This is a genomic window from Mesorhizobium sp. ISC25 (assembly GCF_042295465.1).
GTDB lineage: Bacteria > Pseudomonadota > Alphaproteobacteria > Rhizobiales > Rhizobiaceae > Mesorhizobium.
In genome coordinates this window covers 4,448,249-4,464,209 of the sequence record NZ_CP135441.1, presented here as the reverse complement: position 1 = coordinate 4,464,209, position 15,961 = coordinate 4,448,249, and the positions used below count along the sequence as shown (strand labels likewise).

At 62.7% G+C, this 15,961-nt stretch carries 15 protein-coding genes; 7 read left to right on the top strand and 8 right to left on the bottom strand.

Annotated elements, in window-relative coordinates; translation table 11 throughout:
* Positions 1–14: 14 nt before the first annotated feature.
* The 3 genes from rsmG to mnmE form a co-directional block, all read right to left on the bottom strand.
* On the bottom strand, positions 15–656 hold the full coding sequence (gene rsmG, locus RQ479_RS22085; protein WP_376702627.1) for a 16S rRNA (guanine(527)-N(7))-methyltransferase RsmG: 642 nt from the start codon (positions 654–656) through the stop codon (positions 15–17).
* Complete coding sequence (gene mnmG, locus RQ479_RS22080) at positions 653–2,542, bottom strand: tRNA uridine-5-carboxymethylaminomethyl(34) synthesis enzyme MnmG (RefSeq protein ID WP_376702626.1); 1,890 nt, start codon at positions 2,540–2,542, stop codon at positions 653–655. Before mnmG ends, rsmG begins: the two co-directional genes overlap by 4 nt.
* A gap of 333 nt (positions 2,543–2,875) precedes the next feature.
* Positions 2,876–4,204, bottom strand: a complete 1,329-nt coding sequence (gene mnmE / locus RQ479_RS22075; RefSeq protein ID WP_376702625.1) for a tRNA uridine-5-carboxymethylaminomethyl(34) synthesis GTPase MnmE — start codon at positions 4,202–4,204, stop codon at positions 2,876–2,878.
* A gap of 60 nt (positions 4,205–4,264) precedes the next feature.
* On the opposite strand from mnmE, the gene RQ479_RS22070 reads away from it, so the two are divergent.
* Entirely contained in the window at positions 4,265–6,283 is a 2,019-nt protein-coding gene (locus RQ479_RS22070) for a thioredoxin domain-containing protein (RefSeq protein WP_376702624.1), read from the top strand.
* Between the two features lie 171 nt (positions 6,284–6,454).
* On the opposite strand, the gene rho is transcribed toward RQ479_RS22070, so the two are convergent.
* The 3 genes from rho to hemE form a co-directional block, all read right to left on the bottom strand.
* Positions 6,455–7,720 (bottom strand): transcription termination factor Rho, encoded by a 1,266-nt coding sequence (rho, locus tag RQ479_RS22065; protein ID WP_023675925.1) that lies wholly within the window; start codon positions 7,718–7,720, stop codon positions 6,455–6,457.
* Between the two features lie 166 nt (positions 7,721–7,886).
* Positions 7,887–8,432, bottom strand: a complete 546-nt coding sequence (gene hemJ, locus RQ479_RS22060; protein ID WP_376705992.1) for a protoporphyrinogen oxidase HemJ — start codon at positions 8,430–8,432, stop codon at positions 7,887–7,889.
* Between the two features lie 2 nt (positions 8,433–8,434).
* Positions 8,435–9,463, bottom strand: coding sequence for a uroporphyrinogen decarboxylase (gene hemE / locus RQ479_RS22055; RefSeq protein WP_376702623.1), 1,029 nt, complete (start codon positions 9,461–9,463; stop codon positions 8,435–8,437).
* A gap of 401 nt (positions 9,464–9,864) precedes the next feature.
* Here hemE and RQ479_RS22050 point away from each other — a divergent pair, with 401 nt between their 5' ends.
* The 5 genes from RQ479_RS22050 (at position 9,865) to dnaQ (ending at position 13,693) form a co-directional block, all read left to right on the top strand.
* Positions 9,865–10,683, top strand: a complete 819-nt coding sequence (locus tag RQ479_RS22050; RefSeq protein WP_376702622.1) for a pyruvate, water dikinase regulatory protein — start codon at positions 9,865–9,867, stop codon at positions 10,681–10,683.
* 171 nt (positions 10,684–10,854) lie between these two features.
* Complete coding sequence (locus RQ479_RS22045; protein ID WP_376702621.1) at positions 10,855–11,454, top strand: Maf-like protein; 600 nt, start codon at positions 10,855–10,857, stop codon at positions 11,452–11,454.
* Entirely contained in the window at positions 11,447–12,289 is an 843-nt protein-coding gene (locus RQ479_RS22040; protein WP_376702620.1) for a shikimate dehydrogenase, read from the top strand. Before RQ479_RS22045 ends, RQ479_RS22040 begins: the two co-directional genes overlap by 8 nt.
* Positions 12,286–12,888: a dephospho-CoA kinase gene (gene coaE, locus RQ479_RS22035; protein WP_376702619.1), complete on the top strand. Its 603-nt coding sequence runs from the start codon at positions 12,286–12,288 to the stop codon at positions 12,886–12,888. The genes RQ479_RS22040 and coaE overlap by 4 nt, the downstream gene beginning before the upstream one ends.
* Before the next feature lie 85 nt (positions 12,889–12,973).
* On the top strand, positions 12,974–13,693 hold the full coding sequence (gene dnaQ, locus RQ479_RS22030; protein ID WP_376702618.1) for a DNA polymerase III subunit epsilon: 720 nt from the start codon (positions 12,974–12,976) through the stop codon (positions 13,691–13,693).
* Between the two features lie 253 nt (positions 13,694–13,946).
* Here the strand turns inward: dnaQ and secB are convergent, their stop codons facing one another.
* Both secB and RQ479_RS22020 read right to left on the bottom strand, forming a co-directional pair.
* A complete protein-coding gene (secB, locus tag RQ479_RS22025) occupies positions 13,947–14,450 on the bottom strand; it encodes a protein-export chaperone SecB (protein WP_292659655.1) in 504 nt (167 codons plus the stop codon).
* Positions 14,451–14,563: 113 nt separating this feature from the next.
* Positions 14,564–15,055: an FxsA family protein gene (locus RQ479_RS22020; protein WP_376702617.1), complete on the bottom strand. Its 492-nt coding sequence runs from the start codon at positions 15,053–15,055 to the stop codon at positions 14,564–14,566.
* 198 nt (positions 15,056–15,253) lie between these two features.
* On the opposite strand from RQ479_RS22020, the gene RQ479_RS22015 reads away from it, so the two are divergent.
* Complete coding sequence (locus RQ479_RS22015) at positions 15,254–15,961, top strand: Tim44/TimA family putative adaptor protein (protein ID WP_292659652.1); 708 nt, start codon at positions 15,254–15,256, stop codon at positions 15,959–15,961.

Genomic DNA, 15,961 nt, shown 5'->3' with positions numbered 1-15,961 from the left:
ATTTGGGTCGCCGGTCACAAGCCAGGGAGCTGTCGCAAGTCGGATACTTCGAGAATGACGCCCTGCGCGTCGGTTGCACTGGCATGTTCTACCAGATCGAAAGACCATCGTTGAGTGCTTTCTGCCACTTCGGCGCGGTAATCCCGGCCTTTGTGAAACAGGCCGCGCGACCCCTTGGTCAGCCACGGTGCCGCCAGGTCGAGCAAGGCCGGCAGCGAGGCGAGTGCCCTGGCTGTGACGATTTGCGGTGCAGGAACAAGAGGATAGCTGTCGTCAATGCGGCGCGCGATGACCTTGGCGGGCAGATTGAACTGGCCGACGACCGCTTGCAGGAACGATGCTTTTTTGCGGTTGCTCTCAACCAGGTCGATGCCAGCGCCTTCCCGCTCGGCAAGCAAAAAGGCCAGCACGAGGCCGGGAAACCCGCCGCCGGAGCCGAGATCGACCCAGCGCTTCGCCTCTGGTTTGATTCGCGCCAGCTGCGCGCTGTCGAGGATGTGGCGGCCCCAGACATCGTCCTGCGTCGATTGCGCGGCCAGATTGATCCGGCGATTCCATTTCTGGAAGACGGCCTCGAACTCGACCAGACGATCGAATGTTTCACGTGAAACCGGGCCCGCTGCCGCTTGCAGGCTCGCCCAGGACGCAGCGCTCACGCGACCTGCTTTCGCGCGGCCGCCTCGGCATTGCGCACATGCGCGACAATAATCGCCAGCGCCGCCGGCGTCATGCCTTCCATGCGTTGCGCGTCGGCAATGGAGCGAGGCTGGCGTGCCAGCATCTTCTGCTTCAACTCGTTCGACAGGCCGGGAACAGAAGCAAAGTCGAGCGACTCCGGAATAAGCCGGCTCTCCTCATGCCTGATCTGCGATACGTCGGCCTGCTGGCGGTCGAGATAGACAGAATATTTGGCTTCCGTTTCAAGACGTTCGGCCGTTTTGCTGTCGATCGCGGCGAAAGCCGGTTCGATGCGCGCCAGCCAGGCGATGTCGACGCCGGGATAGGCCAGCAACTCATAGGCCGAGCGACGGACGCCGTCCCGGTTGATCTCGAGCCCATGGCGCGCCGCCGCATTGGGGGTCATCGTGATGCCGAGGGCGAGCTGTCGCGCCTTCTCAAGGTCTTGCATGACATTGTTGAACCGCTGCATTCGCTCGGGCGAGGCGATCCCCAGTCTCATCGCCAGCGGCGTTAGCCGCTCATCGGCATTGTCGGCCCGCAACGACAGCCGGAACTCGGCCCGCGAGGTGAACATGCGGTAGGGTTCGGCGATGCCGCGGCTGGTCAAATCGTCGACCATCACGCCGATATAGGCTTCGGTGCGGCTCAGCACGATTTCATCGCTCGCCGACGCCTTGCGCGCTGCATTCAAGCCGGCAAGCAGCCCTTGTGCGCCGGCCTCCTCATAGCCGGTTGTGCCGTTGATCTGGCCGGCGAGGAAAAGCCCGACTATCCGCCTGGTTTCCAACGTTGGCTTGAGCTCGCGCGGGTCGACATGGTCATATTCGATGGCATAGCCCGGCTGCAACATGGTTGCCCGCTCCAGCCCCGGAATGGTCTTCAGGATGTCCAGTTGCACATCTTCCGGCAGCGAGGTCGAGATGCCGTTCGGGTAGACCGTGTCGTCGTCCAGCCCTTCCGGCTCCAGAAAAATCTGGTGGCCCTCGCGGTCGCCGAACTTGACGATCTTGTCTTCGATCGACGGGCAATAACGCGGCCCCACGCCTTCGATCGACCCCGAATACATGGCCGAGCGGCCGAGATTGGCGCGAATCAGCTCATGCGTGGCATTGGTCGTTCGGGTAATGCCGCAATGGATCTGCGGGTTTTCGATGCGGTCGGTCAGCAGCGAGAACGGCACGGGATCCTCGTCCGCCGCCTGGCTCTCCAGCGACGCCCAATCGATTGTCCTGCCATCCAGCCGCGGCGGCGTGCCGGTCTTCAGCCGCCGGAGCCTGAAGCCGGCGCGGCTCATCGTCGCCGAGAGACCGATACTCGCCTGCTCGTTCATGCGGCCGGCGACGATCTTCTTTTCGCCGATATGGATCAGCCCGCGCAAAAAAGTGCCGGTCGTCAGCACCACGGCGCCGCAGGCGAGCCGGCTTCCGTCCGCCAGCAGCACCGCCGCGATGCGCCCATCGTCGATTTCCCCGTCATCGATTTCGAAATCCAGCACCTCGCCTTCGACAACCTCGAGACCGGCCTGTTGGCGAATCGCCGCTTGCATGGCGAGCCGATAGAGCTTTCTGTCGGCTTGCGTGCGGGGACCACGCACCGCCGGCCCCTTGCGGCGGTTGAGCAGCCTGAACTGGATGCCGGCGGCATCGGCGACGCGCCCCATCAGCCCGTCCATGGCATCGATCTCACGAACCAGATGGCCCTTGCCGAGGCCGCCAATCGCCGGATTGCAGGACATCACGCCGATCGTGTCGAAGCGCAGCGTCACAAGCGCCGTCCTGGCGCCAACCCGCGCAGCGGCGCTGGCCGCCTCGCACCCAGCATGACCGCCGCCCACCACAACCACATCATAGTGATTGGTCATTTCAGAATCCCGAATTCAAGTGGACCGACACATGTCCCCGGAGGCACGCGCTGTCAAGGACAGGGGACTGTTCGTTTCACGTGAAACAATGCCATCTGCGTGGGTTGGGAGTAGTTTCACGTGAATCACTGCCCCGGTTCCTTCGCCAGAGGATCCGATTTTGTCCGAACCTTTAGAAGAATGGCGGCGTTGGTTGCCAGCTTTACTTCACCGAAGCGAAGCGGAGCGCAGTCCCTGCGATCTGCGGCGCGAGGAACCTAGCAGACGTTGGAGGGACAGCGCCAGCGTTCCGTCTCCATCGCTGTGTGCTCCTTCCCCAGTGTTTCACGTGAGTCACTTGCCGATACAGAACTGCGAAAAAATCACATCGAGCATGTCTTCGACATCGACCGCCCCGACGATTCGTCCGAGCCGATCCGCCGCCAGGCGCAGTTCCTCGGCCCGCAGCTCCTGCCCGCGCTCGCCCCCCGTGACAGCCGCAACCAGGAAGCGTTTCGTCTCATTGAGCAGTTCGACGTGCCGCAGCCGAGACGGCAGGATATCGCCGGCCTTGCCGATCTGCGCTGCGGCACGACGACCGATCTCGTCCAGCAGTTCGGCCAACCCCGTGCCGTCCCGCGTCGAAATAGCGAAATCATAGTGCGCCGCGGGCGAGGGTGACTTGCCCCTCAGCAGATCACTTTTTGTTCCGACCCTCAGCGCCGGAATGTCGCTCGTCAGCACACCGATCGCCATTGGATCCGCCAGATCCTCCAGCAGCAACAGCAGATCAGCGCTGTGCGCCTTGGTCCTGGCCTTCTCGATGCCGATCGCCTCGATCATACCAGGCGCCTCGCGCAGACCTGCAGTGTCAGTTACCCTGACCCGCACCCCTTCCAGGTCCAGCACCACCTCGAGCAGGTCGCGGGTCGTGCCCGGCTCATCGGTCACGATCGCCGCTTCGCGCCGCGCCAAGGCGTTGAACAGGCTGGACTTGCCGGCATTCGGCGCGCCGAGGATCACGACTTCGAACCCATCGCGAATAATTTCGGCAGCGCGGAAGCCGGCGACATGGCGCTCTATTTCCTCGGTCATGGCCCGGACGTCCGACCAGACCGTATCGGCGACCGAGCCCGGCACGTCATCCTCGTCGGCAAAGTCGATCTCGGCCTCGATCATCGCGCGGGCGTGGATCAGCCGTCGGCGCCAGCCCAGATAGAGTTCGCTCTGCACGCCTTCGGCGTTGTGCACGGCAAAGCGCCGCTGCGCCTCTGTCTCGGCGTTGATGAGATCGGCCAGCGCCTCGGTCTCGACCAGGTCGAGCTTGCCGTTGAGAAAGGCGCGGCGGGTGAATTCGCCAGGCTCCGCATGCCTGACGCCGTCGAAGGAGGCGATGGTTTCCAGCATCCTCGCCACGACGGCGCGCCCGCCATGCACATGGAACTCTGCAACGTCCTCGCCGGTAAAACTGTCGGGACCGGCAAAGAAGACGACCAGGCCGCTGTCCAGCACCGATCCGTCGGGCGCCCGGAGCTTGCGATAGGTGGCAACGCGGTTCGGCACCGACGACCCGGCAATCGTTTCGATGGCGAATCGACTCTGCGGCCCTGAAATCCGGATCACTGCAATGCCGGCCGGCAGGCGCCCGCTCGACAGCGCCACGATGGAATCTTTTGAAATCATTTGCCCGCTCTGCCGAAGCGCCCTAGCTATGCCTGTTCAATCCGCCATCGAGTAGCGCCGTTGACATTGCCTGCACAAAACCTGCTCGCCGAAGAGGCCAGCCCCTATCTGCAGCAGCACAGCGGCAATCCGGTGCACTGGCGGCCATGGTCGCCCGCCGCTTTGGCCGAAGCAAAGGCGCTGCAGCGTCCGATCCTGCTCTCTGTCGGCTACGCCGCCTGCCACTGGTGCCACGTCATGGCGCATGAGAGCTTCGAGAACGACGACGTCGCCGCCGTCATGAACCGTCTCTTCGTCAATATCAAGGTCGACCGCGAGGAGCGCCCCGACATCGACCAGATCTACATGGCGGCCCTGTCCTCGATGGGCGAGCAGGGCGGCTGGCCGCTGACCATGTTCCTGACCCCGGACGGCAAGCCGTTCTGGGGCGGCACTTACTTTCCGCGCGAGGCCCGCTACGGCCGGCCGGGCTTCGTCCAGGTGCTGGAGGCGGTAGACAAGGCTTGGCGGGAGAAGAAAGAAAGCCTTAACCAAAGTGCCGACGGTTTGACTACGCATGTCGAGACGCGGCTGGCGGGCAGCCATGCCAAGGCCGTGCTCGACCGCGGCATGCTGGCAAAGCTCGCCAACGGCATTGACGGCATGATCGACCGCGATTTGGGCGGCCTGCGCGGCGCGCCGAAATTCCCCAACGCGCCGTTCATGCAGAGCCTCTGGCTGTCGTGGCTGCGCGACGGCACCGCATCCCACCGCGACGCCGTTCTCCTCAGCCTCGAAAAGATGCTGGCCGGCGGCATCTACGACCATATTGGCGGCGGCCTCAGCCGCTACTCGACCGACGCCGAATGGCTGGTGCCGCATTTCGAAAAAATGCTCTACGACAATGCCCAGCTCGTCCGGCTATGCAACTGGGTCCATGCGGCGACCGGCAACGAATTATTCCGGCTGCGAATCGAAGAGACGATTGCCTGGCTGTTGCGCGAAATGCGTGTCGAGGGCGGTGCCTTTGCCGCCAGCCTCGATGCCGATAGCGAGGGCGAGGAGGGGCTGTTCTACACCTGGAGCAGCGATGAGCTCGAAGCAGCCCTCGGCGACGATTCAGCCTTGTTTTTCCAGTACTTAACGCTTGCCGACCCGCATGGCTGGGAAGGCAAGCCGATCATCCGCCAGACGGAAGCCCAGCAGACGCAAAGTGTGATCGACCGCCAACAGCTCGTCCCGCTGAAAGAAAAATTGCTCGCGGCGAGGGCACAGCGCATCCGGCCGGGGCGTGACGGCAAGGCCCTGACCGACTGGAACGGCTTGATGATCGCAGCCCTTGCCGAGGCCGGACGGTCGCTTGGCCGATCCGACTGGATCGAAGCGGCAGCAACGGCCTTTGCCGCAATTGCGGCTACCGGACGTGACGGACGCCTGCCGCATTCGATGCTCGGCGCAAAGAAGCTGTTTCCGGCTCTGTCGAGCGACTATGCGGCCATGGCCAACGCCGCCATCTCACTGTTCGAGGCGACCGGCAATCCCGACTATATCGATCGCGCCGGGAACTTCATTGAGCAACTCGATCTCTGGCACCGGGACAGCGACAAGACCGGCTACTATCTGACCGCATCGGACAGCGCGGATGTGCCGATCCGCATCCGCGGCGATGTCGACGAAGCCATTCCTTCCGCTACCGGACAGATCATCGAAGCCCTGGTCCGATTGTCGTCGCTTTCGGGCGATCTCGATCTCTGGGAAAAAGCCTGGACAGTCGCAGAGCACGCGGGCGGGCGGGCGGAGCACCAGGGCTATGGCCAGGCGGGTATAGTCAATGCCTGTGCCTTGGCGCTTGAACCGCTGAAACTGGTGATCGTGGATAGACCCGAAAATCCAAGGCTTGTTCCGGTTGCGAATCGAAATCCGGACCCACGTCGGGTGGACATCGTCGTGCCTGTTGGCGCGGCGACAAATCTGCCGGCCTTGCCGGGCGGCGTCCTGCCGCCAACGGCCGAGCCCGGCGCCTGGCTGTGCACGGGGCAGGTCTGCCTGCCGGTGATAGCGGAAGCTGAAGAGCTGGAAGGGTTATTGCGGCGAAGATAGGATTCGTCATCCTATGGCGAAGCGACGCAGCGCAGACCGTAGGATCCATGCCGTGACTTTCGCGCGCTGCAACGGCGCAGATTTTGCTCCGCTGCTTTCTCCGGTAGACCTCACGGCATGGATCCTCGGGTCAAGCCCGAGGATGACGAAGGCAACGGCCAGCCCACAACCTTACGTATTCATCGAATCGAAGAAATCCGCGTTGGTCTTGGTCTGCTTGAGCTTGTCGATGAGGAACTCGATGGCGTCGGTCGTTCCCATAGGCGCCAGGATGCGGCGCAGCACGAAGATCTTCTGCAGGTCCTGGCGCGGAACCAGCAGGTCTTCCTTGCGGGTGCCGGACTTGAGGATGTCCATGGCCGGATAGATGCGCTTGTCCGCCACCTTGCGGTCAAGCACGATTTCCGAATTGCCGGTGCCCTTGAACTCTTCGAAGATGACTTCGTCCATGCGGCTGCCGGTGTCGATCAGCGCCGTGGCGATGATGGTCAGCGAACCGCCTTCCTCGATATTGCGGGCAGCACCGAAGAAGCGCTTCGGCCGCTGCAGCGCGTTGGCGTCGACACCACCGGTCAGCACCTTGCCGGATGACGGCACGACGGTGTTGTAGGCGCGGCCTAGGCGGGTGATCGAATCCAGCAGGATGACGACGTCGCGGCCGTGCTCGACCAGGCGCTTGGCTTTTTCGATGACCATTTCGGCAACCTGGACGTGGCGCACCGCCGGCTCGTCGAAGGTCGAGGAGACAACCTCGCCCTTCACCGAGCGCTGCATGTCGGTGACTTCCTCCGGCCGCTCGTCGATCAGAAGCACGATCAGGTAGCATTCCGGATGGTTGGTGGTAATCGAATGGGCGATGTTCTGCAGCAGCACCGTCTTGCCGGTGCGCGGCTGCGCCACGATCAGCGCGCGCTGGCCCTTGCCGAGCGGCGCCACCAGGTCGATGACGCGCGCCGAAATGTCCTTGGAGGTCGGAACCTCCATTTCCATCTTCAGCCGCGAGGTCGGATAAAGCGGCGTCAGATTGTCGAAATGGATCTTGTGGCGGATTTTTTCCGGGTCGTCGAAATTGATCGTGTTGACCTTGAGCAGCGCGAAATAGCGCTCGCCCTCTTTCGGGCTGCGGATCGGGCCTTCGACCGTATCGCCGGTCTTCAGCGAGAACCGCCGGATCTGCGAGGGTGAAATATAGATGTCGTCGGGACCTGGCAAATAGTTGGCATTGGCAGAGCGCAGGAAGCCAAAACCATCCTGCAGCACTTCGACGACGCCGTCGCCGATGATCTCGATATCCTGGGTCGCCAGCCTCTTCAGGATCGCGAACATCAGCTCCTGCTTGCGCATGACGCTGGCGTTCTCGACCTCGAGCGATTCCGCATAAGCGATCAGCTCAGGTGGCTTCTTGTTCTTGAACTCTGTGAGTTTCATTTCTTGCATCATTAGACGGACTCTGAGTAAGCTTTGGGAAAAATATCGGCGGGATGCGACAAATGCCGGGCGCGGCCGAAGCGATAAATGGGCGGCGCATGACGGGAAGGAAGACCCGTCTTTTATCGTCGGTCGGTTGAAAGAGCAAGCCGCCTTTTGCGGGCAACCGAAGACGTCAGAACGGTTTCACGATAACCAGGACGACGATGACGATCAGCAGCAATGTAGGGATCTCATTGACGATCCGCCAGTGCCTTGCCGATTTTTCATTGCGGTCTTCGGCAAATTTCCGGACGGCGCCGGCGAGATAGCCATGCACGGCCGACAGACCAACCACCGCAGCGATCTTGGCATGCAGCCAGCCGCCTTGAAAACCAAAGCCTTTCCAGGCGAGCCACAGGCCGAATGCCCAGGTGATCACCATTGCCGGATTGATGATGCCGCGCAGCAGGCGGCGCTCCATCACCTTGAAGGTCTCCGACTGGACGGAGCCTTTTTCGGCACCGGCATGATAAACCAGCAAGCGCGGCAGATAGAGCATGCCCGCCATCCAGGAGATGACGGCAATCACATGGATCGCCTTCGCCCAGGGATAGAAATCATCGGGCCCGAAGAGAAACAGCAGCCCAGCCAGCACAAGGAAGATGGCGATCGCAATTGCTGCGCGGCGCATCGCACCCTTGCCGGTGTTGGTGCCGTTCGCATTGTCTGCGCCCATCATCGTCACGACGCGCTCCGCACCAGTTTGACCATCTGCTCGACATGCGCGAGCGGCGTCTCCGGTGTTATGCCGTGGCCGAGGTTGAAGATCAGCGGCCCGTCGCCCAGCGCCTTCAGGATCGCCGCTACGCCGTCGGCAAGCGCCTTGCCGCCGGCTACCAGCCGCAGCGGATCGAGATTGCCCTGCACGGCGCCGTCACGCTGCAATTCCTTCGCGGTCGACAATGGCACGGTCCAGTCGAGGCCCAGCCCGGTCACGCCGGTCTTCTGGCGATAGCTCCGGTAGTGATCGCCGGCACCCTTGGGAAAGCCGATGATCGGAACGTTGGGATGGGCAGCCTTCACTTGCCGGACGATCTCGGCCACCGGCTCGACGCAGAACAATTCGAAAGACGCTTCGTCGAGCACGCCGGACCACGAATCAAAGATCTGCACCACATCGGCGCCGGCTTCGACCTGCCGGATCAGATAGGCAGCCGAATGATCGGCGAGCACCTTCAGCAGCCGAAGAAAGGCCGCCGGCTCGCGATAGGCGAACAGTCTGGCCGGCGACTGGTCGGGCGTGCCATGGCCGGCGATCATATAGGTCGCCACCGTCCAGGGCGCACCGCAGAAGCCGATCAGCGTCGTTTCATCAGGCAGTCTGGCGCGCAATCGCCGCACCGTCTCGTAGACCGGCTCGAGATTCACGTGAAACGTTTCGCCGTCGAGAGCCGCAATTTCCGCAGCCGAGATCGGCGTCAACAGCGGGCCGCGGCCTTCCTCGAACCGCACGTCGCGGCCGAGCGCATGCGGCACCACAAGGATATCGGAAAACAGGATCGATGCGTCGAAGCCGAAGCGTTCGATCGGCTGCAACGTCACTTCGACGGCGAGATCCGGGTCGTAGCAAAGATCGAGGAATGATCCGGCCCGTCTCCTCGTCTCCCGGTATTCCGGCAGATAGCGGCCAGCCTGGCGCATCATCCAGAGCGGCGGCGGAAACGCCGCCTTGCCTCTCAACACGTCCAGCACGATCCGGTCTTGAGGCATTGAGCGCTCGCCTTTCCAGGCTTCCCTATAATTAAATATTCTATTTTTAGGAATCTTATGATTCTAAGAGTCTGTTGGTTGTGGTGGTTGTCTCCTGTCCCGCTTTGCCCTCGAAAAGACCAGCCAGCATATTGTCGCGCGCTTCTCCAAAGGGATTGCAGGACTTTGTGGAAAGTCGGGAATTTACGACTGGAGTCAATGCGTTGCCGCCAGGCCGGGGAAATTGCCCCTGTGGATGACGCGAAGGCAAAACGCTCCGTCCCCGGACTTGTCCCCAACCGCCCTGAGAAGCCGACAGCACATCGAATTGTGGACAAACCGGCATCTGATACAGTCGCTTCGCGGTGGCCGAGTTTTCCGCCCGGCTTATCCACATCGGCCCACAGCCTGGAATGTATCCTGTGAACAAACCGCAGAGCTTCTTTCACCTTCACCTGATTTCCGACGCCACCGGCGAAACGCTGCTGGCCGCCGGCCGCGCGGCTTCCGCGCAATACAAGGATGCGCGCGCCATCGAACATATCTATCCGCTCATCCGCACCGAAAAGCAGGTGACGAAGGTGTTCGAGGACATCGAGGAGGAGCCGGGCATCATCCTCTACACGGTGGTCGACCAGAAGCTTGCCCGTGGCATCGACGAACGCTGCGCGGCGATGGGCCTGCCTTGCGTCTCGGTGCTGGAGCCGGTGCTGACGGTGTTCCAGTCTTATCTCGGCACGCCGGCCGGCCGCCGCGTCGGCGCCCAGCATGTGCTGGACGCTGAATATTTTCGCCGCATCGACGCGCTCAATTTCACCATGGAGCATGATGACGGCCAGCTGCCGGCCAATATGGACGATGCCGACATCGTGCTTGTCGGCATCTCCCGCACCTCGAAGACGCCGACCAGCATCTATCTCGCCAATCGCGGCATCAAGACCGCCAACATTCCGATCGTGCTCGGCGTGCCCGTGCCCGAAAGCCTGATCGATGCCAGGAGGCCGCTGATCGTCGGCCTGGTCGCCACCGCCGAACGCATATCGCAAGTCCGGCAGAACCGCATTCTCGGCACCAGCGCCTATGAGCCGACCGATTATGTCGACCGCGCCGCGATCGCCGAAGAGCTCGCCTATGCCCGCCAGATATGCACGCGGCATGGCTGGCCGATGATCGACGTCAGCCGCCGTTCGATCGAGGAGACCGCGGCGGCGATCGTTGCCCTGCGCGGCAAGACGCGCTAGGGCATGTCGATATTCAGGTGATGCCGGCCTGCGAACGGCGGTTTCCTGCGCTTCCGGTACTCACGGACCCAAATGTCCGCTCCGTTCCGGTTCTCGGAACCCACCATTCTCGACTCGGCCTGACCTGAATCTCGACACACCCTAGCGAGCGCCAGGAAACGGGCGAAAAAAATGGCCGAAAAAATCATCCTTGCCTCGGGCAGTCCGTTCCGCAAGGCGCTGCTCGTCAATGCCGGCGTTACGGTCGAAGCGGTTCCGGCTTCCGTCGACGAACGCGCGCTCGAGGCGCCGCTGCAAAATAGTGGCGTGTCGCCGGAGGATGTCGCCCTGGTGCTTGCCGAAGCCAAGGCCACCGAGGTCAGCGAGCGCAAGCCCGGCGCCCTGGTGCTCGGCTGCGACCAGACGCTGTCGCTCAGCGACCAACTATTCCACAAGCCGGCCGACATGGAAGGTGCGCGCCGTCATCTGCTGGCGCTGTCGGGCAAGACGCATCAGCTCAACAGCGCCGTCGTGCTGGCCCGTGACGGCCAGGTTCTGTGGCGGCATGTTGGCATCGCCAACCTGACCATGCGCAAGCTCGATCCGGCCTTCATCGGCCGCCATCTGGCGCGCGTCGGCGCCAAGGCGTTGTCCAGCGTCGGCGCCTACCAGATCGAAGGCGAGGGCATCCAGCTGTTCGAAAAAATCGAAGGCGACTATTTTACCATTGTCGGCCTGCCGCTTTTGCCGGTGCTGGCCAAGCTGCGCGAGCTCGGGGCGATCGATGGCTGAGGCCGCGAAAAAAGCCTTCGTCACCGGCCACCCGATCGCGCATTCCAGATCCCCGAAGATCCACGGCTACTGGCTGGCGAAATACGGCATCGACGGCCTCTATCAGGCCATCGACGTTGCACCGGAAGCGTTTGCGGAATTCCTGCGAACGCTGCAGGCACAAGACTATCGCGGCGGCAACGTCACCATCCCGCACAAGGAAGCCGCCTTCGCTTTGGCCAAGCGGCGCGACGCCGACGCCGAACAGATCGGTGCGGTCAACACACTGTGGTTCGAGGATGGCGAATTGTGCGGCGGCAATACCGATGCCCATGGCTTTGCCGCCAATCTGGACGAGTATGCACCGGGCTGGGCGGCCAACGGCCCCGCCGTGGTGCTCGGTGCCGGCGGCGCCGCTCGCGCGGTCATCCATGCGCTGAAGCAGCGCGGCGTCAGCGACATCCGCATCGTAAACCGGACGCTTGCGAGGGCGCAGGAACTGCGCGACCGCTTCGGTGGAGGCGTCTCCGCCCACAACATCGCGGCGACCGGCGAATTGCTCGAGGATGCCGGCCTGCTGGTCAACACGTCAGCGCTCGGCATGCATGGCAATGAAGGCCTGTCCGCCGATCCGGGCAGACTGCCGGACCGCGCCATCGTCACCGACATCGTTTACGTGCCGCTGGAGACGCCGCTGCTTGCCGCGGCCAAGGCGCGCGGCCTGAGAACCGTCGATGGGCTCGGCATGCTGCTGCACCAGGCGGTGCCCGGTTTCGAGCGCTGGTTCGGCATCAGGCCAGAAGTCACCGCCGAACTGCGGCAAATGATCATTGCCGATATCGGTGCGATAAAATGATCGTGCTCGGCCTTACCGGATCGATCGGGATGGGCAAGTCGACCACGGCCAAGATGTTTGCCGAAGCCGGCGTGCCGGTCCATGATTCCGACGAGGCGGTGCATCGGCTTTATGCCGGCAAGGCCGCGCCCTTGGTCGAGGCGGCCTTTCCCGGGACCACCAGATCCGGTGCGGTCGACCGCGCGGCACTTGCCGAGCGGGTGCTCGGCGACACCGCCGCGCTGAAACGGCTGGAAGCGATCATCCATCCGCTGGTCCGAGCCGACGCCGATGCGTTCCTGGCTGAAAATCGTGCCGCCGGCGCGCCGCTTGCCGTGCTCGATATACCGCTGCTGTTCGAGACCGGCGGCCGCGATCGCGTCGACAAGGTCGTGGTCGTCACCGCGCCGCCTGAAGTCCAGCGCGCCCGCGTGCTGGCGCGCCCGGGCATGAACAAGGAGAAACTGGCGTCGATCCTGGCCAGGCAGGTTCCCGACGCCGAAAAGCGCCGGCGCGCCGACTTCGTCATCGACACCGGCCAGGGCTTTGACGCCGCTCGCGCGGCCGTCAAGGCTATCATCGCCGAACTAGTCGTGGATAAGGCAGCCAAGCCTGGTTAAGACGCTTGCAGGCCACATTACTTGTTGCCATTTTGTTCCGGGCGTGATTCGGCTAGAATGATGCCGGAACCAGTGGACTGATTCGATGCGTGAGATCATCTTCGATACGGAAACCACCGGCCTCGACACGCGCGAGGACCGCGTCATCGAGCTTGGCGGCGTCGAGTTGGTCAACCGCTTCCCGACCGGCCGAACCTTCCACAAATACATCAACCCGCAAGGCCGCCAGATCCATCACGAGGCGCAGGCCGTGCACGGCATCAGCGCCGCCGATCTTCAGGGCAAGCCGACTTTCATGGAGATCGCCGAGGAGTTTCTGGCCTTCATCGACGGCGCCAAGCTGGTCGCGCACAATGCCGGCTTCGACATCGGCTTCCTCAATCTCGAATTCGGCCGGCTTGGTCATCCGGCCATCGATCCGGGACGGATCGTCGACACGCTGGCGCTGGCGCGCCGCAAGCATCCGATCGGCCCCAATTCGCTCGACGCGCTCTGCCGCCGCTACGGCATCGACAACGGCCGCCGCACCAAGCACGGCGCGCTGCTCGATTCGGAATTGCTGGCCGAGGTCTATATCGAGCTTATCGGCGGCAAGCAGGCCAGCCTTATCCTCGACAGCATCCTGACTCCGGCGGGCGGGAGGCAGAATGTCGACGACATCGACATTTCGATCGGTGTGCGGCCGATCGCCTTGCCCCCGCGCCTGACCGATGCCGAGCGCACAGCACACGCAAGCATGGTTGGCAGCCTCGGCGAAAAAGCGCTTTGGTTGCGCGTCCCCCCGGAAGCGAGTTCCGCCGCATAGTGATTTTGACGGTAGCGTTCGTTCGCGCCCCCCTCTGTCCTGCTGGACATCTCCCCCTCTTGGGGGGAGATTGGATTTCACACCGGCTTTCGCCAATTACCAACGTTGCAGGAATATACGGAGCGCTGAAGCTGCCGATCTCCCCCCAAGAGGGGGAGATGTCCGGCAGGACAGAGGGGGCGCTGCCCCGCCGGCGTCTCAAACAAAAAACCCGGCGCGAGGCCGGGTTTTCCAGAACTTCACAACAGCAGGTTCAGCTCACCTTGACCTTGGCGGCGGCAGCCTGGTCCTCGGCCAGCTTCTGCTGGAACATCTGCGCGAAATCGATCGGGTCGAGCATCAGCGGCGGGAAGCCGCCATTGCGTGTTGCCTCGGCAATGATCTGCCGGGCGAACGGGAACAGCAGCCGCGGGCATTCGATGAACAGGATCGGCAGCATGTGCTCCTGCGGGAAGCCGCTGATGGCGAAGACGCCGCCATAGACCAGCTCGACGTTGAACAGCACTTCCTGGTCGAACGACGCTTTTGCGTTCAGCGTCAAATTGACGTCGAACTGCTTGTCCGAAAGCGGGTTGGCGTTGACGTTGACATTGATGGCGATGCCGGGGGCCTTGTCGCGGCCGCGCAACGAGTTCGGTGCGCCGGGGCTTTCGAAGGAAAGGTCCTTCACATATTGCGCAAGCACGTTGAGCGAAGGCTGCGCCGCATTTCCATTACCGTTGGCTGCGCCGGTCGGCGCGTCGTCGTTGCTGGCCATAAGCTGTGGTCCTTTTGCCTGGGCAGCGTTGCTGACCGGATTGAAATTCGGGCGTTCGCTATCATGGCCGGCACGACAAGACAAGTTTGCAAAAGACGCCGGTTGCCTTGCGGCTACTCGTCCTTGAGGCGGCGCCAGGGAGAATCCGGTCCGCGCGTATGATCGTCGGCGCGCGAATAGTCGCCGTCATCGAGATCGATGGTCTTGCCGCGTTGCCTTGCCCGCAAACCACCGCCGAAATCGGTTGCCAGCACGATGCGGCCTTTCAGCATCCGCCAGGCAAGATCGCGCACTGGCGGCAGGAACAGCAGAATGCCGAAAATATCCGAGATGAAGCCGGGGATGATCAAAAGGATCGCGGCCAGCACGATCATGGCGCCATGCGCAAGCTGGGTGCTCGGATCACGCCCGGCGTCCATTTCGGCACGCACCCTGGCCATGACGCCAAAACCCTGGTGTCGAAGGAGCAAGGCGCCGGCTATGCTCGAGGCCAGCACCAGCCCAACCGTCGCCAGCGCGCCGATCTGGCGGCCGACAATGACGAAACCGGCTATCTCCAGCAGCGGAAGCGCGAGAACAAACAGGGGAAGCAGCGAAATACGCAAATCTTGACCGATCGTTTCGATGTTTTGCCGGCCGGCGAGCAATCGCCGCTGGCACCAAAGCTGTTAGATAGGTATGGCTGCCTTTGATTTGAATGATTGCGGCATGCGTTCTATATGCTTTGGATACCGAACGCTATGTGATCGCGGCCCTTGCTTGGCCGCTGGTCCGGCCAAAGCAGGGATTGATTGGCGCAAGATATGGGCTTTTTCGACTTCGGCACGATTTTCTTTCTGATTGCGGCGGTGGTGATCTTCTTCCAGCTGCGCAACGTGCTTGGCCGACGCACGGGCAACGAACGCCCGCCCTTCGATCCATATACGGCAGCGCGCAAAAACGACAAGGATGCCGCCCAGAAACCCGAGAACGTGGTTTCGCTGCCGCGCAAGCGGCTGGCGGGAGAGCCGGCGGCCGACACCTATGTGGCGATCGATGCCTTTGCCAAGCCCGACACCGATCTCAACCGGGGCCTGCGGGCGATCAAGGACAATGATCCGACCTTCGACCCGAAGACCTTCGTCGACGGCGCCAAGATGGCTTATGAGATGATCGTCATGGCCTACGCCGATGGCGACCGCAAAACCTTGAAGAACCTTTTGTCGCGCGAGGTCTATGACGGCTTCGTCGCGGCCATCGGCGACCGTGAGGCGAAAGCCGAGAAGATCCAGTCCTCCTTCGTCGGCATCGACAAGGCCGACATCGTTTCGGCCGAAATGAAGGGCAGCGAGGCGCATATCACGCTGCGCATCGTCAGCGAGCTGATTTCGGCGACCCGCGACAAGGCCGGCGCTGTCATCGACGGCGATCCGGAGACCGTCGCCGAGGTCAAGGACGTCTGGACCTTCGCCCGCGACGCGCGCTCGCGCGATCCGAACTGGAAGCTCGTCGCCACCGAAGAAGAAGACTGA

What these genes read in the sequence shown, in the direction of transcription:
- mnmG (WP_376702626.1), bottom strand. Translation starts at nt 2,542, where the DNA reads ATGACCAATCACTATGATGTGGTTGTGGTGGGCGGCGGTCATGCTGGG.
- mnmE (WP_376702625.1), bottom strand. Translation starts at nt 4,204, where the DNA reads ATGATTTCAAAAGATTCCATCGTGGCGCTGTCGAGCGGGCGCCTGCCG.
- rho (WP_023675925.1), bottom strand. Translation starts at nt 7,720, where the DNA reads ATGCAAGAAATGAAACTCACAGAGTTCAAGAACAAGAAGCCACCTGAG.
- hemJ (WP_376705992.1), bottom strand. Translation starts at nt 8,432, where the DNA reads ATGATGGGCGCAGACAATGCGAACGGCACCAACACCGGCAAGGGTGCG.
- hemE (WP_376702623.1), bottom strand. Translation starts at nt 9,463, where the DNA reads ATGCCTCAAGACCGGATCGTGCTGGACGTGTTGAGAGGCAAGGCGGCG.
- RQ479_RS22045 (WP_376702621.1), top strand. Translation starts at nt 10,855, where the DNA reads ATGGCCGAAAAAATCATCCTTGCCTCGGGCAGTCCGTTCCGCAAGGCG.
- RQ479_RS22040 (WP_376702620.1), top strand. Translation starts at nt 11,447, where the DNA reads ATGGCTGAGGCCGCGAAAAAAGCCTTCGTCACCGGCCACCCGATCGCG.
- coaE (WP_376702619.1), top strand. Translation starts at nt 12,286, where the DNA reads ATGATCGTGCTCGGCCTTACCGGATCGATCGGGATGGGCAAGTCGACC.
- dnaQ (WP_376702618.1), top strand. Translation starts at nt 12,974, where the DNA reads ATGCGTGAGATCATCTTCGATACGGAAACCACCGGCCTCGACACGCGC.
- secB (WP_292659655.1), bottom strand. Translation starts at nt 14,450, where the DNA reads ATGGCCAGCAACGACGACGCGCCGACCGGCGCAGCCAACGGTAATGGA.
- RQ479_RS22015 (WP_292659652.1), top strand. Translation starts at nt 15,254, where the DNA reads ATGGGCTTTTTCGACTTCGGCACGATTTTCTTTCTGATTGCGGCGGTG.